We start from the raw sequence: 22,910 nt of genomic DNA, 5'->3' as shown, positions 1-22,910 counted from the left end.
GATTTGCCGGCAGCGGCAGGGCGCCCCCGGCCCGCCGCCGTTGGCTTGGCAGCGGCATCAGGTTTGGTGCGATTACTTGGGCGTGCGGGTGGGCCAGAGCGGCCCGAATCGCCATTGCGACCTGCGCTGCCATTGCGGCCTGCGGGTTTTTTCATGATTTCAGGGTGTCCTATTGCGTTGAGGCCGTATTGTAGGTGAAATCAAGGGCTTAGGCTATGTTCTCTGCAAGTCGGGCGGCAAGAGTTTGTACAAAACAGGCGTGACCAGTCGACCAATAAAGGTGGATGAGATCAAACCGCCGATGATGACCCACGCCATCGGCGAGTACAGCCCGCCGCCCTGAAGTGCCAGGGGCAACAGGCCACCCACTGCTGTTGCGCTGGTCAACAGAATCGGTAGAAATCGAATTCGCCCCGCTTCTTCAATCGATTCATCCAGCCCTTTGCCTTCTTCGCGCAACTGGTTCGTGAAATCCACCAACAAAATCGAGTTTTTGATTTCAATGCCAATCAAGGCGATGAAGCCGATCATGGCGGTGAAGCTGAGTGAGTTTCCTGTAAGGAATAGCATCACCATGCCGCCAGTAACGCCCAGGGGGATGACAAACAGCACAATCAATGTGCTTCTGAAACTTCCAAACTCAAGCACCAGAATGGCAAGAATGCCGAACACGGTAATCAGGATGGCTGTGCCAAAACCTGCAAAACTTTCCTGCCGGCTTTTCACTTCACCGGCCATTGCATATCGGTAGCCAGTGGGCAGGCCCATGTTGTCGATTTCCCGTGCAAGTTCATTGCTGATTTTTTCTGTGTTGTACCCGGTGCGTGTGTAGGCGGTCAGCAAGACGGCGCGTTCGCGATCAAAGCGGTAAATACTGTTCAGATTGTCATCCAGTTCAAGCGTGGTGAGCTGTGTTAGCGGAACGGCTTGTCCAGTACGCGAGATCACATGGAAGTCATCCAGCGCGCTAAGACTGCTGCGTTCACCCGCCGGGCCACGCACACTGATGGTGTAGGCGTCGCCGTCGCTTTGGCGAATTTCGCCAGCGGCTGCACCTGCCAACGCAAGGCGCACGGCCTGGTCCAGTTCAGCCGAGTTCACGCCCAGCAAACCCGCCTTTTCGAAGTTCACCTTCAGGCGAAGGTCGCTTCGGCCTGTGCGTTGAGGGTTGTCTACGTTTTGGGTGCCCGGGTTGGCAAGCATGAGTCGTTCTACTTGGGCCGACAGTTCCCGCAGCGTCTCGATCTCCGGCCCCACCAAACGGATTCCGATGGGTGCATCTACTGGCGGGCCATTCTCGAATTCACGCACAATCAAATTGGCGCCTGCAATGGTTTTCAGTTGATTGCGAATGTCATCCAGCAACTGCGGCGTGTCGTCATTGTATTCCCTGAGTTGAACAAACAACTCACCCACGTTCGATTGCTTGTCTTGCTGAAACACGTTGTAATAAATTTGTGGATTGCCTTCGCCCACCGTGGCCATCACGTCTGTGATTTCATCAAACTGAGTCAGTTTGTTTTCCACTTGCTGCACCACGCTGTTGGTGGCCGTTAGGCTGGAACCAGGTGGCAATCCTACTTCGATGACAAATTGCGGGGTGTTGGCTTTGGGGAAAAGCGACATGCCCATCAGGGGGGCCAAGCCCAAGCTGGCCGCGAACAACACCAGCGATGCTGCAACCACAGTTTTTGGCGTTTGCAGGGCACGGTGTAGCAGTGGGGTGTAAATGCGATCGATCAAGCCCATCAGCTTTTGCAGCACAATGTTGCCATGTTCATTTTCGTCTTTTTTCAACACGCGGCTGGCCAAGAACGGAATGATGGTTAGCGCCACAAACAGCGATGCGATTACTGTGAAAACGACTGCCACTGGCAGCGAGCGAATAAATTTTCCCGCGTTGTCGGGCAACATGAGCAGTGGCAAAAAAGCAAATAGCAGCGTGGCGGTGCAACCCACCACGGCCAGTGAAATTTGTTTGGTGGCAAGCCGTGCGGCGTCGACCCGGTTGTAACCCATGCGCAGGTAACGTGAAATGTTTTCGATTACCACGATGGAGTCGTCGACCAACAAACCCAGCGCCACCACCAAACCAGCAATTGAAAGCTGGTTCAATGAAAAGCCTGCGTAATACAAACAGGCCAGGCCAGTGAGCAGCGACAAGGGCACACTAACCATCACAATGCCAGATGCCCGCAAGCCCAAGGGCAGCAGCGTGATCAGCACCAGTGTGACCGCCAGGCCAAAATCGAATGTTAGGCGATCAATTCGTTTTTCGACGTTTTTGTATTGTTCGAAACCGCGTTCTAATTGGATGTTGGGGGGCAGCGTTCTCTCGAACTCATCGGCAGTTTCCTGTATTGCTTTCTGAGTCACAAAAATATTGCGCTCGTCTTTCTGGTTGGCTGTAACAAACACAGCGCGCTGGCCGTTGAATCGTGCCATCACTTCCTGGTTTTCATAGTCCCACTGCACATCGGCCACATCGCCAACGCGAATGAGCCTGCCACCAAGGTCGCCGCCAGTTCCAGTACCCGCAATCACAGTGTTTCGAATTTCTTCAACACTGCGGTATTGTCCAGACGTTTGCACATTCAAGCGCCGCGCGCCCTGTTCAACCGGGCCGCCTGGAATATTAAGAGATTCCCCTTGAATAACGCGTGCTACATCGGCTGCCTGTATGCCCAGTTCAGCGAGTTTCTTGAAGTTCAAGCTAACGCGTACCTGTTGCTCGGGGTAGGCCCAGCTTTCACTTTCGCGCACCGATGAAATTCGCTCAAAAGCCTCGGACAAATCTTCTGCATAGGTAGCCAAGTCGGCGTAGCTGGCAGTTTCAGAAACCAGCGAGTACTGAATGATGTTGGTGAAGCCCGGGTTGATGCGTTCAATTTCCAGCTTTTGAATGCCAGCGGGCAATTGGTCACGAATGCTGTTCAACTCGCGGTTGACTTCATCAAACTTTTTGTCGACATCCACTTCGGCATTGAAACGAACAAACACCACGCCACCACTGTTGCGCGAGGTAGAAAGCATTTCTTTAAGATCATCCAGGCTGCGCAGTGCGTCTTCAATAGGCTTGGCGACCTGCTGTTCCATTTCGCGCGGGTCGGCACCAGGATAAATTACATTGATTCGAAATGCGCTGATGTCAAAGTATGGGTCTTCAGTTCTGGGAATATTTTGATAGGCGCTGATACCGATGGCGGTCAGCAGAAAAAATATCACCAGCGTGAACTGGTAGTTCTTGATGGAAAAGTCAGAGAGTTTCATTTGAATTACTCCTGAACTTTCACGGTTTCACCATCTTGCAGGTAAGCAGCACCCGTGCTTACCACGCGTGTGCCTTCAGGCAAAGTGGTTTGCAAGGCAAGCTGGTTACCATTGATAAACGCCACCTGCACAGCCTGGCGTTTAACGGTGTTGTCATCTTGCACGGTGAAAAGCCATGCGGAGTTGTTGTCGCCTTCTACGACAGCCTCGATGGGCACATAACTGCGCTTGCCACTAAAATTGGCAGGTTCTATGCGGGCCCTGCCTTGCATGCCGGAAAGCAAGTTGACGTTTTCATGTGCGTCGGTTTGCAGGGCCACCAAAACACCATAGGTGCCAGTGGCTGGGTCAGCAGCCTGGCTAAGTTCAATGACTTTGCCCGGCCATTTCACACCGGGCAGTGCATCAAATTCCACTTCTGCAGTTGCGCCCATTTGTACATGAACAGCCTGTTTGTCAGCAAGGCTGACTTTCATCACAAAGCCGCTTGTTTTGCTACCAAGTAACAGAATTGGCTGACCCGCGGAAACCACCTCGCCCGCTTGCGCAAAACGTTTCAGCACCACGCCATTGGCTTGCGCCTGAATTTCGGCGGTTTGGCTGGCAAACTGCGCTTGGCTAAGTTGTGCCCGCGCTGCTTGTGCAGCGGTTTCCAGATTGTCCAACTGCACTTTGGAAATGACTTCCTGTTCACGCAGTGTTCGACCACGTACCAAGTCTCGTTGTGCTTTCTCAAATCCCGCACTGGCCTGGCTTACTGCGGCGTTCACATCTTGTTTGTTCAAAGCGGCAAGTCGCTGGCCTTTCTGAACGTTTTCACCTTCACGCACATTGATGCGTTCGATGATCCCGCTTACTTTAAAGCTCAGCTTTGTCTCGTCACGGAATGCACCCACGCCCGATACTTCAATCAGGCTGGCAGCAGGGCCGGTTCTCACTGTTTCGGTTTTGACCAGGCGATATTCAACTTCGCCAGTCTCTTCCGGTGTGGCTGGGCCACACGCAGTCAGCACCAACAAGGAAAGGATGGGAATAAGGATCAGGGGTTTCATGGTTGAGCTCCTTCCTGTGGGCTTGGCTCGGGTATGTTTCGGTTGTTGTATTGCCAAATGGCGTGGTCAATTCGCGCTTGGTAAACTGCGGCTACCAAGCCCAGGCGCGCACGGGTTGCGCTTTGTTCCGCACTTAAAAATTCAATCTGCGTGGTCTCGCCGCTGTCGCGCTTTCGTTCATTGATTCGAAGGCTTTCTTCCGAAGCGGCACGTTGCGCCATGCGGGCCTGAATACTGTCGAGCGACACCAGCAAATTTTCACGTGCTTGCAGCTTGGCCAGTTGAAGCTGTCGGTTTACTTGTCGTGTTCTTGCTTCCAGCGCTTGAACCTGTGCCTGGCTACGGGCCACCTCACTGCTGCGAATGCCCGCGTCGGCCAGGGTCCAATTCAACACCACTGATGCACTCGCAAAGCCAGTGTTGGGACCCGTGCTGTAGTCGCGGCCTTGGTAACCGCCTTCAATTGAATAGCCCAATGTGGGTTTGTAACTGGCACGGCTGGCTTCCAGTTGCGCGCGCTGTGCGGCAAGGCTGCGCTCAAGTCGAGTTAGCGCGGGTGCTGCTGTGTTGCCTTGTGTTTTTGGGCTTAGTTCGTCGAGCGTGGCTTGAATTGAGTCGGGGGTAAGTTCTTCTTGCGGCAATTCAACAGCGCTGTTGTTGGGGGCATAGCGCAACAAGTTGAAATATTCTTTGGCCAGCAACGCCTGGGTTTGGGCTTCGCGCAAAGCCACCTGAATTTCCAGTGTTTCGGCTTCGGCGCGTTTGGGTGCATCGAGCGTGGTTTCGCCCGCCTTGTACAGCACCGTGTTAATGCGTTCGTTTTCTTTCAGGGTGCGCAGGCTGGCTTCCAGAATTGAAATGCGCGCCTTGGCCTGTGCGTACTGCCAGTAGGCTGTGTTCAGGTCTCGAATCAATTCTTCCTTCACTTGAAGCTGTGCCGCTTCCTGCGCGCCAACGGCTTGGGTTTGTGCTTGCAGTTGCCTGTCCAGAACAGGTTCATATATCGGGCCACGCACAATCAGGCGTGTGTCTTGCTCGGTTGGGCGTAGCAGCGGGATGGATTGGTTCTGTACCGTTGGAAATTGCGCTGGTTGACCGTTCGCAACAGCTTGTGCATTCAGGGGGGCGTACACGGGGTTCAGCAAGTCGCCGGCAGGAAAGTCGATGGTGCGGCCACCTTCGGCAACACTGGCGCGCGCTTGCAAGGCAAGGCTGGGATAAAAGCGGGCTCGCAGGTTTTCAAGTCGTTGGCGCTCGGCCTCTACTTCAAATCCAGCTTGTGCCAGAGCCGGGTTGTTGGCCATGGCTTCGTCCAGGTAGGTGTCCAAAGGCGACGCTGCAAATGCATTATTCAGCATGGGAATCAACACCAATGCAGCTATTAGACAAGTGTCAAGCAAAGCACAAAAAAAAGCGCCTTGGTGTGGGGCGCTTCTTAATTTTGGAAAGGTCATTTTTTGCCTCCGCTGCTGCGGTTGATCAATGATTGCATGACCAGCTCAACAGCCTGGTTCATGAATGATTCTTTGCTGATTCCCATGGTGGCCATGAAATTCGATTTCGTTTGAGCCAACTGAATGGTGCCGTGAGTAAACCCCCACAGCGTAATTGAAATCTGCATCAGGTTGTCCAGGTCATCTCGCAGGGTTTTATCTGCCATGCCAGTGGCCAAAGCCAACACTGTTTGTTCATGAACCTGTTGCCCAGCCTGGATCATTTCCATGGTGGCGCAACATGGATCACCCTGAATGATTTCATGGGTGGATGCTTCAAACCGAGACATGGCGGCGAAGTGCGTGGGGTACTCCTCTGAAAACTGCATATACGCCTGGCCAATTGCACGTATTTGATCCTCGCCTGTAGCGTGTTGCTTGCGGGCATTCTCAAACATGGCACGCAATATTTTCAGACCGCGCAAACAGATCGACAGGTGCAGGGCAGTTTTGTCCTTGAAGTACACATACACCAGTGCTCGCGAAACTCGCGCTTTTCTGGCGACCTGGTCCATGGTGGCTGCGTCAAAGCCTTTTTCAGAAAAAACCAGTTCAGCCGCATCCAGAATTTCTTCTTTGCGGCGCTCTTTTTCTTCTTCTCGACGTTCGGTGACATAGTTCATGGTTTGGATGGTAGTTCAGCTGTTGACAGAATGTCAATGAATTTTCTTTGTTCAGCATCAATATTCAGATTTACGCTGTTTTTATGGACTTGTTTGGTGTGCTGTTTTTTAGTCCGGTGGCTTAAAGTGGAATCATCGTGAATTGTTTGTGCGGGATGCATGGTGGTAAAAAAACTGGACAATCTGGAACGGCAAGTGGTGTTTGTGGTGGATGATCACCCAATCGTCAGTTTTGGCTTGGTGGAAATGGTCAAGGATGTGGCCCCCCACGCCCGCATTCGCCAATTCTCAACTTTAAAAGAAGCCGCTCGCCATGCCGTGGCTGAATTTCCCGCGCTGATCATTTCTGATTTTCACCTGCGGGACGTTCAGGCCGATACCTTCATTGGCTTGTTCGAAACCTTGTTTCCAAGCATTCCAGTATTAATTACCGCCAATGATGACAAAGTAATGGCTCAGCTCAAGCGTCATCAAATTGATCGCTTCATTGCATTTTCCAAATTCACGCCGTTCCCCAAGTTGATTGACCTGATCCGGATTGGTTTGGCCCAGGCCAATATTGATTTAATGGAAATACCCAAGGTTTCACGAAGTTTGACTTCTAAGCAGGTTGAAGTGCTTGAGTTGATTGGTGCTGGGCACAGCAACAAGGACATTGCCGAATTGCTGAGTATCAGTGTTGAAACAGTGAAAGGCCACGTTAAAGAGATTCTTGAACGATTGAAAGCGAAAAACCGCATGGAAGCATCGATCATTTATCGCCACACCCAGATCCGAAAAAACAGTCGAGCAGAGCCGAGTCTGCACAATAATTAGTCACACGATCTAATTCCTCATGTTTTGAATGGCTTGGACTACTTGTCCACATGCTATCCCCGAGGTTGTGCCCATTTTTTGGGGATATCCACACCAATCCTTTCATGTGCATTCTCAGCCGTTTAGGTAAACTGCTCTCACGCAGTCCAACGTTGTCACCGACCAGGAGAGTAAGAGATGAGCACCTCGCCACAACTTGAAGAGTTCATGAGTGGACTAATTCGCAGAAACCCCGGCGAACCAGAATTCCACCAGGCTGTACATGAAGTTGCGCAACACATCATTCCCTTTGTGGAAAAAAATCCGAAATACGAGGCTGCTCAAATCCTTCAACGTTTGACCGAACCGGATCGCATTGTCAGCTTTCGTGTGTGTTGGGAAGACGACCAAGGCAATGTAAGAACCCAAAGGGGCTACCGAGTACAGCACAGCAATGCAATTGGACCGTACAAAGGCGGCATTCGCTTTCACGACAACGTGACTCAAAGTATTCTTAAATTTCTCGCATTTGAGCAGACCTTTAAAAACAGCTTGACTGGCCTGCCCATGGGCGGCGGAAAAGGCGGGTCTGATTTCAATCCCAAAGGCAAAAGTGATCGAGAGATTATGCGCTTCTGCCAATCTTTCATGACTGAGCTGTGCCGCCACATCGGTCCTTTTACCGATGTTCCTGCTGGTGATATTGGCGTGGGTGGTCGAGAAATTTCTTACATGTTTGGCCAATACAAAAGAATCCGTAATGAATTTACTGGTGTGTTGACCGGCAAGGGTTTGGCTTTTGGCGGCAGTGAAATTCGGGTCGAGGCCACGGGCTATGGCGTGGTTTATTTCATGGAGGACATGCTGAGTCAGAAAGGTCTAAAGTTTGACGGCAAGGTTTGTTCGGTCAGTGGCTCAGGCAACGTTGCGCAATATGCGGTAGAGAAAATTCTGACCTTGGGTGGCAAGGTGATTACGATGTCGGATTCATCCGGTACCCTTTACGACAAGGATGGAATCACACTCGAAAAGCTTGCACACATCAAAGAGTTGAAAGAGGTCAAACGCGCCCGCATTAGTGCCTACCTCGACAAGTACCCCCAGGCAGAATACATACCGGAAAAACGCCCTTGGCACATTCCCTGCGACTTGGCCTTCCCATGTGCCACACAAAATGAAATCAATGCTGAAGAGGCGGAGATGCTTGTGAAAAATGGATGCCTTGGGGTTTCGGAGGGGGCCAACATGCCTTCTGAGAAAGGCGCTATTGATGTGTTTCAAAAAGCACGAATTTTGTTTGCGCCATCCAAGGCGGCCAATGCGGGTGGCGTTGCGGTGTCGGGTCTGGAAATGACGCAAAACAGCATGCGCTTGTCTTGGTCGCGAGATGAGCTGAACCAGCGCCTGCGCGTGATTATGAGCGACATCCACAAGCGATGTGTGCAGTACGGTGCAGAAGAAGACGGGCACATTGATTACCTGAAAGGAGCGAATGTGGGCGGCTTTGTCAAAGTGGCCGACGCAATGTTGGCCTACGGGATCATTTGAGGCATATCGATTTGCTGAAGAAAGGGGTTGCCTTTGAAAGGGCAGCCCCTTTTCTTTTGGTAGCATGGTTTGTCTTATTTTGAAGAGTCACGCTATGAATGTTTTAATCGTCCACGCTCACCCTGAGCCGCAATCCTTTTGCACCGCGATGATGCACCGCATGCGTGCACGGTTCGAATCGCAGGGGCACACGGTTTCTGTCTCTGATTTGTATGCCAAGCAGTTCAACCCAGTGGCCAGTGCAGCTGATTTTTCTGAACGAGGCAATCCGGATTATCTTGTGTATGCACTGGAGCAGCGTCACGCCCAGAAAACAAATTCCTTGCCCTCCGACATTGCTGAAGAACTTGCCTTGCTTCAGCAATGTGATCTTCTGATTCTGAATTTCCCGTTGTACTGGTTTTCGTTGCCCGCAATCCTGAAAGGCTGGATTGACCGTGTTTTTCTGTCGGGTGCGGTGTACGGCGGGCGGAATTTTTATGACCGTGGTTTGATGAAAGGGAAAAAAGCTTGGCTTACTTTTACGCTGGGTGGCCGGGAAAACATGTTTGGCGAAAATGCCGTTCATGGTGAATTAAACACCATGCTTCGCCCCGTGCTACGCGGCAGCCTGGGCTATGCGGGCTTTGATGTGCTGGAGCCATTTGCCGCCTACCATGTCCCCTATATTTCACAAGAGGCTCGGGTCGAAATACTCGATCAGCTTGATTCGACAATCGATTCACTTCCTGCACGTGCCTGTATCGCTTACCCAAGCCTGGATAATTTTGATCCACAGATGAATCCATTGAAACAGGTGCTGTAAAACACAATCAATAAAAAACCCGCAGTGCTTGCGCAAGGCGGGTTTTAGTCAAGTCTACAAAATGCCCTTCATACAAAGGGCCAAGTAGCGGTTTTATTATTTTTGCTATTTCTAAATTACTTCATGCCCAGTTGCTTTTTGATCTTGGCGATCACATCAGTTTGAACTGACTTCACCATGCCCTTGACTTGTTTTTCAAGGTCCTTGATCTGCTTCTGAACATCGCTCAACAATTTCTTACGATCTGTCGCGCTGAAAACTGACTTGGCTGCGGCGGCTTTCGCCTTGGCGGCTGGCTTGACTTTGCCCACAGTTTTCTTCGCCTTGGCTGCTGCATTCGCTACGCTTGCTGTTGCAGCCTTGGCGCGTGATGTGGCTGGCTTTTTCGCTGCAGGTTTCGCAGCTGCTTTTTTAACCACTGGCTTTTTGGCCGCTACTGGCTTTTTCGCCGCGACTGGCTTTTTCGCTACGGCAGGCTTTGCAGCTACTGGCTTTTTCGCCGCGGCTGGTTTTCTTGCAGTAGCTGGTTTTGCAGTTGCTGGTTTTGCAGTTGCTGGTTTTTTGGCTGCTGGAGTTTTTGCTGCAGCAGGTTTTGCTGCGGTCGCTGGTTTTGCAGCGGCTGGTTTTTTAACAGCGGGTTTTCTCGCTGCTGGTTTTTTGGGAGCTGGGGTTGTTTTGCTTGCCTCGGCTTCGACTGGCTTTTGATCTGTTGTAACCATGTTGTGTAACCTTCCTTAAACGGTGTGGTGAGTTATGTGTACATCAAATTTAATTAACTGAAAAGCTTTTTTCATCAATACATGATCAACAACCCGTTTGTGTGTAATTTTCACTTGGTTTTGTCGTTTTTTTTTCGCACCATGTGTGTGCGAATTTCAAAATAATTTTTCAGTTTCATTGGCATTGCTCTTGCTAGTTTCTAGTTGATTTCACTTTTGGCGCAAGGCCGTGTTCAAGCATCTTTCCAAACTTTCTCATCACGCTGCATGGCGAAGACAACTTGAGTTGTTACTCGATTCAACAGGTGAAGGCATCTATGGAATCGACCTCAAAGGACGCTGCGTTTTTATCAACAAAGCGGGCGCAGAAATGTTGGGTTACACCGCCGATGAAGTGCTGGGAAGAAACATGCATTACCTGATGCACCATTCCTATGCCAATCACGATTTAATGCCGGTGTGTGAGTGCCATATTTTTCGGGCATTTCAGGAAAACAAAGGCTGCCGCGTGGACAACGAGGTATTGTGGCGTCGTGATGGAAGCTGTTTTCATGCCGAGTATGCGTCCTATCCAATTTTTGAAGATCAAGCGGTGGTGGGCGCTGTAGTCACGTTCAATGACATTAGCGAGCGAGTCGAGGCCCAGAATATTCGACAGGCAGCACAGCTTGAACTTGAGCGCAGGGTGGTGGAGCGCACCGCGCAATTGCAAAAGGCGCACGATAGAATGCGACGGCTTTCAGCCCACTTGACCTCGGTTAGGGAAGAAGAGCGAACCAGAATTGCACGTGAAATGCACGACGATTTGGGTGCCAAGCTGACCGCTTTTGATTTGGAGCTAAAGGCACTTTCTTACCGTTGCGCGAACGATGAAAAACTTACCTTGCGAATTGAAAGCATGCTTGATCTTGCTCAGGGTGCGATGGAAAGTTTGCGGCGCATTCTTTCCGATTTGCGCCCTGGGGTTTTGGATCATCTTGGTTTGTGGGCGGCGGTCGAGCATTTACTGGGCGAGTTTTCACAACGCACCAATGTGGTGTGTTCTTTAGAACTTGCCCCTGCGCTTGAACATGTTCGTTTGAGCAAGGCGACAGAGACGGCTTTGTATCGAATTCTGCAAGAGGCTTTGAACAACATAAGCAAACACTCGGGCGCAAACAAGGTGGAGGTGTTGGTGCAAACAGAGGGGCGGGCTGTCGTATTTCAAGTCAAAGACAATGGCCGTGGCATGGCGGTGCGTACTTTCACCACAGGGTTTGGCTTGATGGGGATCGAGGAGCGTGCCTGGGACATTGGCGCGCGTTGTTCAATTGATTCGATTTTGGGGCAAGGCGTTTGTATCAAACTGCGATTGCCCGAGGTACTGGCCACATGAATATTTTGATCGTAGACGACCACATGATTATTCGCCGTGGTCTGGTGCAAATTCTTGAAGAGTTTGAAGGCCAATACATCATTGACCAGGCGCAAGACGGTGTAGAGGCCATGCAGAAGTTACGTGCAGCCCGGTTCGACACCATGCTTTTGGATGTGGCCTTGGGCGAGCGAGATGGATTTGATGTGCTGAAAAGTGTGCGAAGTGAGTTTCCTAAATTGGGTGTGGTGATGTTGTCGGTGTATCCGGAAACCCAGTTTGCGCTGCGCGCCATTCGCAGTGGCGCGAATGCCTATTTGAACAAGGGGTGTTCGCCACTGGAGCTGACCCAGGCCATTCAAATGGCAAGCGCGGGGCAAGTTTATCTAACGCCAGCCACTGCAAATTTAATGGCAAGTGATTTGCGCAGGCCAGCCGACCGCGCGCCACATGAACGGCTTTCGAATCGTGAGATGCAGGTGATGCGTTTGATGGCGCAAGGCGAAACCGTTCAACACATCGCGCAAGTGCTTTGCTTGTCAGGCAATACTGTGTCCACCTATCGTGCCCGGGTTTTTGAAAAGCTTGAATTGAAGAATCTGGTTGACCTGGTGAATTACACCAAGCTGCATGGGCTGTAATAACTCGGACTGTAGTTTTCTTTGTAGGGCCAGCACTACACAACAATCACAAATGGTGCGATACCCACCCCAAGCAAGCATCGGCAAACTGGTCCTCATGATCAACGCAATGATGCCGGGGAAAATTCAATGGCCAGAATGCAGGGTTTCAGGTTGGGCGTTTATGTGTTCAAGGAAGCCGAGGTGGTGGACTATGCAGCACCCTACGGTGTGTTCTCTGTGGCCAAGCGTTTTGACCCCGAGCTGGAAGTGTTTTTGATTGCCGAGAGCATGCGCCCGGTACAAACTCAAGCCGGACTCACAGTGCTTCCGAATTATGCATTCGCAGACACACCAGCCATGGATGCATTTTTGATTCCAGGCGGTTACGGTACCCGGCAGGAAATGAACAACGGCAATCTGCACCGTTACATCAACGCCCTGCCGAAGAACTGCCTTCTGACCAGTGTATGTACCGGTTCATGGATTTATGCCCGCATGGGTCTTCTGGATGGCCTTGCTGCCACCAATCGAAAAGAGCCTGATCGCCTTGAAGCGTCGCATCTTGGCAAAACACCCATCGACCGCTTGGCAGAAATTGCACCCGCTTGTCAGGTTAGCCGCGCACGTGTGGTTGACGCCGGTCGAATTGTGACTGGTGGTGGAATTGCCAGCGGCATGGAAGTTGGCTTTCACTTGCTGCGCCGTGCGGGCTACGACGAGGAATTCATCGCCGAGGTGGCCCGCGTCATGGAGTACACAAAGGCCTACCAGCAATACCAACACGACATTGATTATTTTCGACCCGCGCTGAATCGCGCTTCTGCCTGATTGTTGTAAACCCGCATAGGAGTTCACCATGTCTTTTTTCAAGAACCCGTTTGACCCCAATACACGCCTTGGCATGCGCTGCGCCTGCGGGCAACACAACAGCCAAGCCGAGCACGACCAGCAATTGGCNCAATTGCGCCGCAATTTTTTGCGTGCAGTGGGCAGTGGTACTGCCATGGCTGCAATTGGTAGCCTGTTTCCCTTGGCTGCTGCCAAGGAAGCGTTTGCGCAAAGCAATGGCCCGCTGGAAAAGCAAAAGTTGAAGGTGGGTTTCATTCCAATTACCTGCGCAACACCGATCATCATGGCGCAGCCTTTGGGTTTCTATGCCAAGCAGGGTCTGGATGTTGAAGTTGTTAAAACTGCTGGTTGGGCTGTGGTGCGGGACAAATCACTTGCGAAAGAATACGATGCGGCGCACATGCTTTCGCCCATGCCTTTGGCTATTTCAATGGGCGTAGGATCGAATGCCATTCCATGGACCATGCCTGCCGTTGAGAACATCAATGGTCAGGCCATTACGCTGGCCATGAAGCACAAAGACAAACGCAACCCCAAAGACTGGAAAGGCTTCAAGTTTGCGGTGCCTTTTGATTATTCCATGCACAACTACCTGTTGCGCTATTACCTGGCCGAGGCTGGGCTGGACCCCGATCGCGATGTGCAGATTCGTTCAGTGCCTCCTCCCGAAATGGTGGCCAACATGCGCGCTGACAACATTGACGGCTTCCTGGCACCTGACCCTGTAAACCAACGCGCTGTGTACGATGGCGTGGGCTTTATTCACATTCTGTCAAAAGAAATCTGGTCGGGCCACCCATGCTGTGCATTTGCCGCCAGCAAAGAATTCGTAACCCAAAACCCCAACAGCTACAAAGCCTTGTTGAAGGCAGTATTGGATGCCACTGCTTACGCTCGCAAAGCCGAGAACCGCAAAGAAATCGCAGCAGCCATTGCTCCAACCAATTACTTGAACCAGCCGTTGACCGTGGTGGAGCAGGTATTAACCGGTACCTACGCGGATGGCTTGGGCGGCATCAAGAAAGATCCTCAACGCATCGACTTTGATCCCTTCCCATATCAAAGTTTCGCGATCTGGATCTTGACTCAGATGAAACGCTGGGGGCAGATCAAAGGTGATGTGGATTACAACAAGATTGCCAAAGAGGTATTCCTGGCAACAGATGCCACTCGCCTGATGAAAGAGGTGGGCATGCAGCCACCCGCATCGCTGGACAAGAAGTTCAGCGTGATGGGCAAGCCTTTTGATCCCAAGAAGCCCGAGGAATACATCAACAGTTTTGCCATTTCCAGAACCAAGGGCTAACGGGATGAAAGATTTCAAGAAGCAGAAGTGGGCGCCTTGGTCGCTGTCAGCACTGATATTGGTGGTGTTGATTTCGATTTGGACCATTGCCACCTTGCCTGAAGAGGCGGAGGTCAATGTGGACCCTGAGTACGCGGCGCTGGTTGGGCAAGCGGCATCCACTGGCAGCAAAACCCCATTGCCCACACCGGGCGATGTGGGTGAAAAGCTGTGGGGCCATGTGAGTGACCCGTTTTACGACCGGGGCACCAACGACAAGGGCATTGGCATTCAACTGGGCTACTCCATTTTTCGCGTGCTTGTCGGGTTTGGTTTGGCCGCTTTGGTGGCCATTCCCCTGGGCTTTGTGATCGGCATGTCGCCTTTGCTTTACAAGGCGCTTGACCCGTTCATCCAGATTTTGAAACCGGTTTCCCCGTTGGCATGGATGCCGCTGGCTTTGTACACGATTCAAGACAGTGACACCTCGGCAATTTTCGTGATTTTCATTTGTTCGATATGGCCAATGTTGGTGAACACGGCTTTCGGCGTGGCAGGGGTTCGGCGCGACTGGTTGAACGTGGCCAAAACGCTGGAGGTCAATTCACTGCGCACTGCATTTCAAGTGATCTTGCCAGCGGCCGCGCCCACCATCATGACTGGCATGCGCATTTCCGTGGGCATTGCGTGGTTGGTGATTGTGGCCGCTGAAATGCTGGTGGGTGGCACGGGTATTGGTTACTTCGTGTGGAACGAATGGAACAACCTGTCGATCGCGAACATTATCAGTGCGATTTTATTCATCGGCTTGATCGGCATGTTGCTTGACACGCTGCTGGCCCGCATGGCCAAGCTTGTCAGCTACAAGGAGTGAACAACAATGACGACTGAACACAAAATATTCAGCAAGGACCTTGTGCCCACCGAGAAAGTTGCAGCCTTCTTGCAAGTTGAGGGTCTGGTAAAAAGTTATGCGCCTGAAAACGCGGAAGTACCCCCTGTGTTTGAGGCGGTGAATTTTGATATTCAGAAGGGCGAGTTTGTTTGCATCATCGGCCATTCGGGATGCGGCAAGAGCACCATTCTGAACATTCTGGCCGGGTTGGACGAGGCCACTCAAGGCTATGTGATCATGAACGGCAAGGAAGTGGTGGGTCCGTCACTGGACCGCGGTGTGGTGTTTCAAAGCCACGCGCTAATGCCGTGGATGACGGCGTTGAAAAACGTGGAGTTTGGTGTGCGTTCGCGTTGGCCAAAAAAGTCGCCACAAGAAATCAGTGAACACGCCATGAAGTATTTGGATATGGTGGGCCTGGGCAAGGCTGCGAACAAAAAGCCGCATGAACTTTCAGGTGGCATGAAGCAGCGAGTTGGGATTGCCCGTGCGTTTGCCATTCAGCCGCAAATGCTCTTGCTGGATGAACCCTTCGGCGCGTTGGATGCGTTGACGCGCGGCACCATTCAAGACGAATTACTGCAAATTGTGAAAGCCACCGGGCAAACGGTTTTCATGATTACCCACGATGTGGACGAAGCCATTTTGCTGGCCGACAAAGTCATGTTGATGAGCCATGGCCCGCGTGCCCGCATTGCAGAAATTGTCGAGAACACAATGCCCCGTGAACGCACCCGCAGCACCGTGCACCACGATCCCCAGTACTACGCCATACGCAACCACCTGGTTGATTTTTTGGTGAACCGGGCAGCGCCAGCGCCTGAGCCGGGTGATGACAAAGGCAAGCAAGCCGTCACTGAATTACACAAGCAACCCACGGTGGTTCGCCCCGGTTTGAAAGCCCTGGCCAACACCGAGACAACACCCCCACTTAATTTGATTCAAAGGAGTGCACCATGAAAAGAACCGACGTAACTGAAATGATTGTATTGGCCAAGCGCAAGAAAAAATGCACTTGGGACGACTGCGCCAAAGTATTGGGTCAGTCCAAGGAATGGAGCACCGCCGCGCTATTGGGCCAAATGACATTGACAGAAGAACAGGCCAAGAAGATTGGCGAGTTCCTGGCCTTGCCACCCGAGGCAGTAGATTGCTTGCAGGTGGTGCCTTACAAGGGTTCACTGCCGACGGCTGTGCCCACCGACCCGCTAATTTATCGTTTTTACGAATTGATCAGTGTGTACGGCACCACCTTCAAAGAGCTGATTCATGAAGAGTTTGGCGACGGCATCATGAGCGCGATTGACTTCAAGATGGACTTGCAGCGTGAACCCAACCCCATGGGCGACCGAGTCAGCATCAATATGAGCGGTAAATTCCTGCCTTACAAAACCTATTGATTTCATGGCTGTATTTCGGGACAGCCAAACACCCCGGGTTAGAATAGAGGTCTGTATCAATTCTTACCTGGGGTAAAAGCTGTGACCAATTCAACTGAAAACAATGCCGCCGCTGGCGATGAACTTGTATTGCCTTCTGGCGTGAAGCTGACTTTTAAAAAGCGCGGCAACGGCACTCAAAAGCCAACACCCAATTCAATCGTGGAAGTGCACTACGAAGGCACCTTTCTGGATGGCAAGGTGTTTGACAGTTCAATCAAGCGCAACGAAAAAATTTCTTTTCCGCTGAACCGCGTAATTCCAGCCTGGACACAGGCGTTGTGCGAAATGGTGGTGGGTGATCGTGCAATCGTGTTTTGTCCTTCGGACACGGCGTATGGCGCGCGTGGTGCAGGCCCCATTCCGGGCAACACTGATTTGATTTTCGATGTTGAGTTGTTTGACATTCGATAATTTGTCGCCAGCTGGGCGAGATTGCATGTTTGTATAGCCAACTCGTCGGGGTTGCCTGATTCCTCACTGAAAACCGCTTGATCCCTTCTTGAATCAATTCTGGCTCAACAAATTCGGCAAAACAGATGGCCGAATTTGTTGTCGGCTTGAAGCCGAATGCTGCGAATGGATTCAAACGGGGCGGTTTTCTTGAAGTTCGGAACAGGCAAACCCACTGCCGAGTTGGCTGATCAATCACCAGAGCGGTTCACGCTCAATTGGCAGCGATTGGGACACGCGACGATTGGGCTGTAACTCGCTCCGATTAAGCTAAGCGGCCTTGCGCAATTGAAATTGCCGTGTTCCCCACTGGATCAAGAACGGCACCAACGCCAACGCTGCAATTGAAACAACAACCTCAAGTGAAATAAGCTCTTCTAGCCGATTCACCTTGGCCAGTTCATTGCCCGCATTCACGTACAGCATTGTGCCGGGCAGCATGCCGACAAAGCTGGTCCACAAAAATGTCCATGGCTTCACGCGCGTGAGGCCGGCGAGCAAATTGAATGCAACGAAGGGAATAATGGGAGCCAAGCGAAGACTGATCAGGTAAGCCACTTCATTTTTTTCAATGCCCTTGTTGATGTCGCGAAGCTTGTCCGCAAAACGTTTTTCAACAGATTCACGAAAGAAGTGCCGCGCGAACAGCATGGTGAGCAATGCGCCGAACGCAGAAGCTGCTGTAGAAACCACCATGCACAAGCCAAAGCCCATGCAGCCGCCACCCACCAGCATCAACACACCCGCGCCGGGCAGGCAGAGGGCTGTAAGTAATACAAACACGCCAAAGTAAATCAGGGTGACCAGCGTGGGGTATTCCATGAAGTGCATGGCCAACTCGCGTTGTGCGGCCAGCATGTCTTGCAGCGACACGTCTGCATTCAACCACACCAAAAGCAACACGGCTGCGACTAGCAGCAGTGCAGTTTTCTTCCAGTGTTGTTGAACAGCCTGTGGCATGGGGTGCTTCCTTAGCCTTTCAATACTATTGGTTCGATCGCTTCGCCTTGCGGCAGTATGCGACCAATGATTGCGGTGTGCTCATAGCCCAATTTCTTCAGTGCGGCCACACAGGCGTCAGCCTTGTCGCCGGGCACGGTGGCCAACAAACCACCTGCGGTTTGCGGGTCGAAAATCAACGGGTAACGTGGGTCATTCACATACTCGGCCTGGTTGCGAATGGCTCGGCGCAAACGCACGTTGGCGGGTTGAAGCGAGCTCACAATGCCAGCACTCACCATTTCAAGCGCACCATCAAGCAAGGGCAGGGCGCTTAAGTCAAGCTCTGCATCCACCTCAGAAGGCCGTGTCATTTCCACCAGGTGGCCAAGCAGGCCAAAACCAGTTAAATCTGTACAGGCTTTTGAGCCATACTCGCGCAGGCATTGTGCGCCGATTCGGTTGCTTTTCACCATCGATTCCAGTGCAGCATCAATCCAGCGACCCTTTGTTTTCAACTGAGGCAAGGCTGCAAATAGTGTTCCGGTTCCAATTGGTTTGGTCAGAACAATCGCGTCGCCCGGGCGCATGCCGCCCTTGATCATCACGCCGTCCATGTTTTCATCGACCAGGCCGTTGATGGCAAAACCCAGCGCCAGTTCGCGGCCTTCACCGGTGTGTCCGCCCACCAGCGCGCAGCCGGCATCGTTCAATACTTCCACCGCACCACTCATCATCTGAAATAGCAGCTCCTCAACTTTTGATTCCAGCCCGGGTGGCACGGTGACTACGGCGGTGGCTGATTGCGCTTCACCGCCCATCGCGAATACATCGCCCAATGCGTGGTTGGCAGCAACCTTGCCAAAAATATAAGGGTCGTCCACGAAGGCCCGGAAAAAGTCGACGGTGTGCACCATGGCCTTGCCGGGTGGCACTTTCACAATCGCGGCATCATCGGGTGCATGCAGGCCCACCAACACATCTTCGCGGTCAACCGGCTCTAAGTTACCCAGTGCGCGAGATAAAACCGTGGAGCCCACTTTGGCACCACAGCCACCACAACGCATGGCAATCGCAGAAATGGCTTGCAGGCTTTCTTCCTGCGTCAATGCCAAATTCGGCGTGCTGTTGCCAGCAGCTGATTTGGTATTCGGATCCATATCGGGAAACTCACTGAATTTCGCCATGAAGCGGCGGTCAATCCAGTCTTTCCACTGCCACACCCAAGAACCCGCAAAACCAAGCGATCCCTTGGATGCCACCGCGTATTTGTCGCCTGTACTGATCAAGGCCAGCCAGGTTTTTTGTGGGCGATATTCCAGCAGTTCTGCACCCTGAACAAACAGGTGCAGGTTTTTGGTCAATGGCTTGCCCATGCGCACGGCGAACACGCCTGCTTTTTCCAGCGGAGTGCTGGTTAAATTGGCAATGTCGCCCGCTGCAAAAATTTTCGGGTCTCGGCTGGTTTGCAATGTGGGGCCCACATTGATGAAGCCACGGCTGTCCAGTTCAAGGTCGGTGTTCGCAAGCCAGGCTGCGCCGCCTGCCTGCGTTACCCACATAATTTCATCGGCGTGCAAGTGCTCGCCCTGCTTGGTTTGCAGGGTATGCCCATTCAGTTGCACCACTTCGGCATCGCGGTGAAGCACCACGCCACGTTCAGCCAGTACTTTCTCGAAGCGCGCACGCACGCCAGTGTTGTGGGTGGGCAGTACATCGGCATCGGCTGTGAACAAATGGAATTCAAGTTCATCCGGGTTGCGACCCATGGCGCTGAGTTCATTGCGCAAGCGAAACTGCATGGCCAAGGCCAGTTCCACGCCACCTGCGCCGCCACCCACCACCGCAATGGTGGTTTTGCCAGCATGGGTTTTTACACGTTCCAGCAAACTGACCCAGCGCTGATTGAACCGTGCAATCGGTTTCACAGGCACTGCATTTTCCAATGCACCTGGCACCAGTTGTACCTGCGGTGTGCTGCCAATGTTGATAGACAACGCGTCGTAGGCCACGGGGGGGCGGTTCTTGCAAATTACTTTTTGATTGGCACGGTCAATGCCCACCACTTCGTCTTTGAACAGCCGGGCACCCGCAAATGCACACAGGCGACCCAAGTCGATGTGAACATCGTCATAGCTGTAGTGGCCGGCAATGTAGCCGGGCAGCATGCCGGAATAGGGGGTGTGAATGTCGGTGCAAATTAGCGTTAAGCGCACACCCGGCCATGGCTTCATGCCAAACATGCGAAGCACCCCCACATGGCTGTGACCGCCGCCTACCAGCACGATGTCACGAAGAATGGGTTGGTCAGATGTTTGCATTGGTTACTTCTTTGTTGTTTTGAATGGCTCGTTGTACGAGTCGAATTAAGTGATTTTGTTCGTTCTCGGGGGCAAATAATTTCGCCCGCTCGGCGCATTGATTTTTCAGCTTGGTGTACAAACTAGACTTACCCGGGGGCAGGGGTTTCGGATTCACAATGTCTTCCTGCAATTGTGTAAGCACATTGGCCAGTGCGTGTGAATTGCCCAGAGGAAAGTAACCGGGGTAGCCTGCGCCCAGCATGCCAATATTGCCATCTATGTAACTGGCCACCACTGGGGTGCCGCTGCACACTGCTTCCATAATTACATGCGCACCACCTTCCATTTTGCTGGCATGCACCAGCACGTGGGCGCGTTGAATGCGGGTGCGGGTGGCACCATGTGGTTGGTTGCCCAACCAACGGTAGTTGGGGCACACCTGCATGGTTTCTTCGGCGGCCTGGGCCAGCTCAGGGTCAAGAGGCCCACCAATGTGGTCAATGAAAATATCACCGTAGCCACGTAACAACACCGCAGCTTCCATCAGGGTTTGCGGCATTTTTTCATCCCGCAGGTGGCCTACCATCACCACCTTCAAGCGGCGCTTGGCCTTGGTCAAAGTTTTGCGCGTGGTGGTGGATTGAAAAATAACCGTGGTTTTGGTCTGCAAAGCTTCGCTGAGTTTTTCAACGCCTTTTTCTTGCAACACAATCAAGTGCTGAGCCAGTTCCAGCGACTTTTGTGCAGTTTCATCGCTTTCAATGTCGCGGTACAGGTCGGTGCCGGTCAAGGCCAAAATCAGCCCAGGACTTCCTTGCGCATCGGTGCCACGGCTTTGTGCCCATGCGGCGATTGATTTGGCTGAACGGAGTGCATGCAGGGCAATCATGGCCGCGTCATTGGCGGTGGCGGTTGATTCCTCCCAGTGCTTCACAATGCGTACATTGAATTGGTCACATAAAAACTGGTGCCAGCGGCGGGCGGTTTGCCAATTTCCGTTGTTGGAATCGGCCAGTGCCGGGCTAACAATGACGATGGATGGTTTGATCAAGACAACAGCCACTTAAATTGACAGGGGGCGGTTCGAAGTGCCAAGCACCCAAGGTGGTACACTGCGACCCTGAAGAAGTTTACACGAACCGACACGCTATTCACCGCGAGAACCCGCATGCACCCAGCCCATGAAAACCCTGTAATCCAATGGTCCAAAGGCGAAGAAACCTTTGTTGCGCGCTGGCAATCGGAGCGGCATTTGGCGGTGCCCGGCAAAGTAATGCTGGCTGACGACACGCTAACCGCCGACATGGCGTACCGCCTGGCCTGCGAGGGCAATGTGTTTTTGTGGCAAAGCGACTTTCAGAACGCCCGCCAGTTGATGCAAGCCTTGGTTCGCCGTGTGGACAAAAACGCAGAACACAAGAAAAGCAAAGTGGCCAAGGCGGGCAAGGCTGATGTGGAATACCCTCAAAAATTTCACCTGTACCGCCAGGCCCAAGCCCAGCGCGCACGCATTCTGGGTTCAATCCTGATTCCATTCAATGCGGATTACAGCATTCCACTGCGCCGCGCCCCCGATGTGTTGGCAGCCTGTACCGAAGCATGGGGTGAACCACAGGCTGATGGCCCGATGATTGTGACCTCGCTGCGCGAAATGATGGGCGTGGTGGGTGCATATGAATGGCGCAAGAAAGGTGTGGACATTCCCGCGCTTGGCGACCCCCCCACCAATCGCATTCATCCGTATTACGGCGTGTTTTCTCCAGTGCGTGGCGAGTATGTTGATTTGGTATTAAAAGCCCCCATGCCCAAAGCCTGTGAAGTGAATGGCTCAGCAATCGATGTGGGCACCGGCACCGGCGTGTTGGCAGCAGTGCTGGCACACCGCTGGTTAAGCAATATTGTTGCGACTGACAACGACCCGCGCGCGCTGGAATGTGCGGAATTCAACATTCAAAACCTGGGCATGGGCAAGCAGGTGAAAGTGGTGCAAGCCGACCTGTTTCCTGACAGCAAAGCCGATTTGATTGTGTGTAATCCGCCTTGGTTGCCGGGCAAGCCCACTTCACCGATCGAGCGCGCCATTTACGATGAAAACAGCGGCATGCTGAAAGCGTATTTGGTCGGCTTGGCTGCGCATTTGAATGCGGGCGGCGAGGGCTGGTTAATCTTGTCTGATTTGGCTGAACACCTGAAACTGCGCACGCGTGAAGAATTGCTGGGCTGGATTGAACTGGCTGGTTTGAAAGTGCTCGCGCGGATTGATACCAAGCCCAAGCACGGCAAGGCTTTTGATGCCAGTGATGCGCTGTTTGATGCAAGATCGAAGGAAGTGACCAGCTTGTGGCGACTTGCTGCGGCTTGACTTGCTGCCAACTAAACACCAGTGCCCGTTGCCAATGCACTGGTCAAGAGCCCAAATGGCGCGAGTCCCAATGCCTCGCCTGAAAACCTGATTTCCCCTTTTT

General features: G+C 52.4%; 20 protein-coding genes. 12 read left to right on the top strand and 8 right to left on the bottom strand.

Translation table 11 applies throughout. The features are described from left to right. Window positions 1-213: 213 nt before the first annotated feature. The 4 genes from NSP04_RS03610 to NSP04_RS03595 form a co-directional block, all read right to left on the bottom strand. Entirely contained in the window at window positions 214-3,270 is a 3,057-nt protein-coding gene (locus NSP04_RS03610) for an efflux RND transporter permease subunit (protein WP_257510968.1), read from the bottom strand. A 5-nt stretch (window positions 3,271-3,275) separates the two neighbouring features. After that, the gene (locus tag NSP04_RS03605) at window positions 3,276-4,322 is read right to left on the bottom strand and encodes an efflux RND transporter periplasmic adaptor subunit (protein ID WP_257510967.1); all 1,047 of its coding nucleotides are present in this window, start codon (window positions 4,320-4,322) and stop codon (window positions 3,276-3,278) included. Continuing rightward, window positions 4,319-5,680, bottom strand: a complete 1,362-nt coding sequence (locus NSP04_RS03600; RefSeq protein WP_257510966.1) for a TolC family protein — start codon at window positions 5,678-5,680, stop codon at window positions 4,319-4,321. The genes NSP04_RS03605 and NSP04_RS03600 overlap by 4 nt, the downstream gene beginning before the upstream one ends. A 92-nt stretch (window positions 5,681-5,772) precedes the next feature. Then, window positions 5,773-6,438, bottom strand: coding sequence for a TetR/AcrR family transcriptional regulator (locus NSP04_RS03595; RefSeq protein ID WP_257510965.1), 666 nt, complete (start codon window positions 6,436-6,438; stop codon window positions 5,773-5,775). Between the two features lie 159 nt (window positions 6,439-6,597). On the opposite strand from NSP04_RS03595, the gene NSP04_RS03590 reads away from it, so the two are divergent. From NSP04_RS03590 to NSP04_RS03580, 3 genes are all read left to right on the top strand, one after another. Then, window positions 6,598-7,254, top strand: a complete 657-nt coding sequence (locus tag NSP04_RS03590) for a response regulator transcription factor (RefSeq protein ID WP_257510964.1) — start codon at window positions 6,598-6,600, stop codon at window positions 7,252-7,254. A 177-nt stretch (window positions 7,255-7,431) separates the two neighbouring features. Further along, window positions 7,432-8,781 carry an NADP-specific glutamate dehydrogenase gene (gdhA, locus tag NSP04_RS03585; protein WP_257510963.1) on the top strand — a complete coding sequence of 450 codons (1,350 nt, stop codon included), beginning with the start codon at window positions 7,432-7,434 and terminating at the stop codon, window positions 8,779-8,781. A 94-nt stretch (window positions 8,782-8,875) separates the two neighbouring features. Beyond that, on the top strand, window positions 8,876-9,586 hold the full coding sequence (locus tag NSP04_RS03580; RefSeq protein WP_257510962.1) for an NAD(P)H-dependent oxidoreductase: 711 nt from the start codon (window positions 8,876-8,878) through the stop codon (window positions 9,584-9,586). 116 nt (window positions 9,587-9,702) lie between these two features. On the opposite strand, the gene NSP04_RS03575 is transcribed toward NSP04_RS03580, so the two are convergent. Then, entirely contained in the window at window positions 9,703-10,305 is a 603-nt protein-coding gene (locus tag NSP04_RS03575) for a hypothetical protein (protein WP_257510961.1), read from the bottom strand. 229 nt (window positions 10,306-10,534) lie between these two features. Between NSP04_RS03575 and NSP04_RS03570 the strand changes: the two genes are divergently transcribed. The 8 genes from NSP04_RS03570 to NSP04_RS03535 all read left to right on the top strand — a co-directional run bounded on the left by NSP04_RS03570 (window position 10,535) and on the right by NSP04_RS03535 (window position 17,164). Continuing rightward, on the top strand, window positions 10,535-11,680 hold the full coding sequence (locus NSP04_RS03570; RefSeq protein WP_257510960.1) for a sensor histidine kinase: 1,146 nt from the start codon (window positions 10,535-10,537) through the stop codon (window positions 11,678-11,680). Further along, a complete protein-coding gene (locus NSP04_RS03565) occupies window positions 11,677-12,300 on the top strand; it encodes a response regulator (RefSeq protein ID WP_257510959.1) in 624 nt (207 codons plus the stop codon). The genes NSP04_RS03570 and NSP04_RS03565 overlap by 4 nt, the downstream gene beginning before the upstream one ends. Before the next feature lie 129 nt (window positions 12,301-12,429). After that, the gene (locus NSP04_RS03560; protein ID WP_257510958.1) at window positions 12,430-13,110 is read left to right on the top strand and encodes a DJ-1/PfpI family protein; all 681 of its coding nucleotides are present in this window, start codon (window positions 12,430-12,432) and stop codon (window positions 13,108-13,110) included. Window positions 13,111-13,138: 28 nt separating this feature from the next. Next, window positions 13,139-14,437, top strand: coding sequence for a CmpA/NrtA family ABC transporter substrate-binding protein (locus NSP04_RS03555; RefSeq protein ID WP_257510957.1), 1,299 nt, complete (start codon window positions 13,139-13,141; stop codon window positions 14,435-14,437). 4 nt (window positions 14,438-14,441) lie between these two features. Further along, window positions 14,442-15,290, top strand: a complete 849-nt coding sequence (gene ntrB / locus NSP04_RS03550; RefSeq protein ID WP_257510956.1) for a nitrate ABC transporter permease — start codon at window positions 14,442-14,444, stop codon at window positions 15,288-15,290. 6 nt (window positions 15,291-15,296) lie between these two features. Then, window positions 15,297-16,271 carry an ABC transporter ATP-binding protein gene (locus tag NSP04_RS03545; protein WP_257510955.1) on the top strand — a complete coding sequence of 325 codons (975 nt, stop codon included), beginning with the start codon at window positions 15,297-15,299 and terminating at the stop codon, window positions 16,269-16,271. Next, window positions 16,268-16,711: a cyanase gene (cynS, locus tag NSP04_RS03540; protein ID WP_257510954.1), complete on the top strand. Its 444-nt coding sequence runs from the start codon at window positions 16,268-16,270 to the stop codon at window positions 16,709-16,711. Before NSP04_RS03545 ends, cynS begins: the two co-directional genes overlap by 4 nt. Before the next feature lie 81 nt (window positions 16,712-16,792). Continuing rightward, on the top strand, window positions 16,793-17,164 hold the full coding sequence (locus tag NSP04_RS03535; protein ID WP_257510953.1) for an FKBP-type peptidyl-prolyl cis-trans isomerase: 372 nt from the start codon (window positions 16,793-16,795) through the stop codon (window positions 17,162-17,164). A gap of 309 nt (window positions 17,165-17,473) precedes the next feature. On the opposite strand, the gene NSP04_RS03530 is transcribed toward NSP04_RS03535, so the two are convergent. The 3 genes from NSP04_RS03530 to senB are packed head-to-tail and all read right to left on the bottom strand — an operon-like array spanning window position 17,474 to window position 21,496. Then, window positions 17,474-18,163: a TVP38/TMEM64 family protein gene (locus tag NSP04_RS03530; RefSeq protein WP_257510952.1), complete on the bottom strand. Its 690-nt coding sequence runs from the start codon at window positions 18,161-18,163 to the stop codon at window positions 17,474-17,476. An 11-nt stretch (window positions 18,164-18,174) separates the two neighbouring features. Further along, complete coding sequence (gene selD / locus NSP04_RS03525; protein WP_257510951.1) at window positions 18,175-20,463, bottom strand: selenide, water dikinase SelD; 2,289 nt, start codon at window positions 20,461-20,463, stop codon at window positions 18,175-18,177. Beyond that, entirely contained in the window at window positions 20,450-21,496 is a 1,047-nt protein-coding gene (gene senB / locus NSP04_RS03520) for a selenoneine biosynthesis selenosugar synthase SenB (protein ID WP_257510950.1), read from the bottom strand. Before senB ends, selD begins: the two co-directional genes overlap by 14 nt. A gap of 117 nt (window positions 21,497-21,613) precedes the next feature. On the opposite strand from senB, the gene NSP04_RS03515 reads away from it, so the two are divergent. Further along, complete coding sequence (locus tag NSP04_RS03515) at window positions 21,614-22,807, top strand: methyltransferase (protein ID WP_257510949.1); 1,194 nt, start codon at window positions 21,614-21,616, stop codon at window positions 22,805-22,807. Window positions 22,808-22,910 lie beyond the last annotated feature (103 nt).

This window comes from Limnobacter parvus, from assembly GCF_024623725.1.
GTDB lineage: Bacteria > Pseudomonadota > Gammaproteobacteria > Burkholderiales > Burkholderiaceae_B > Limnobacter > Limnobacter parvus.
This window is presented reverse-complemented; position numbering and strand designations above follow the sequence as displayed.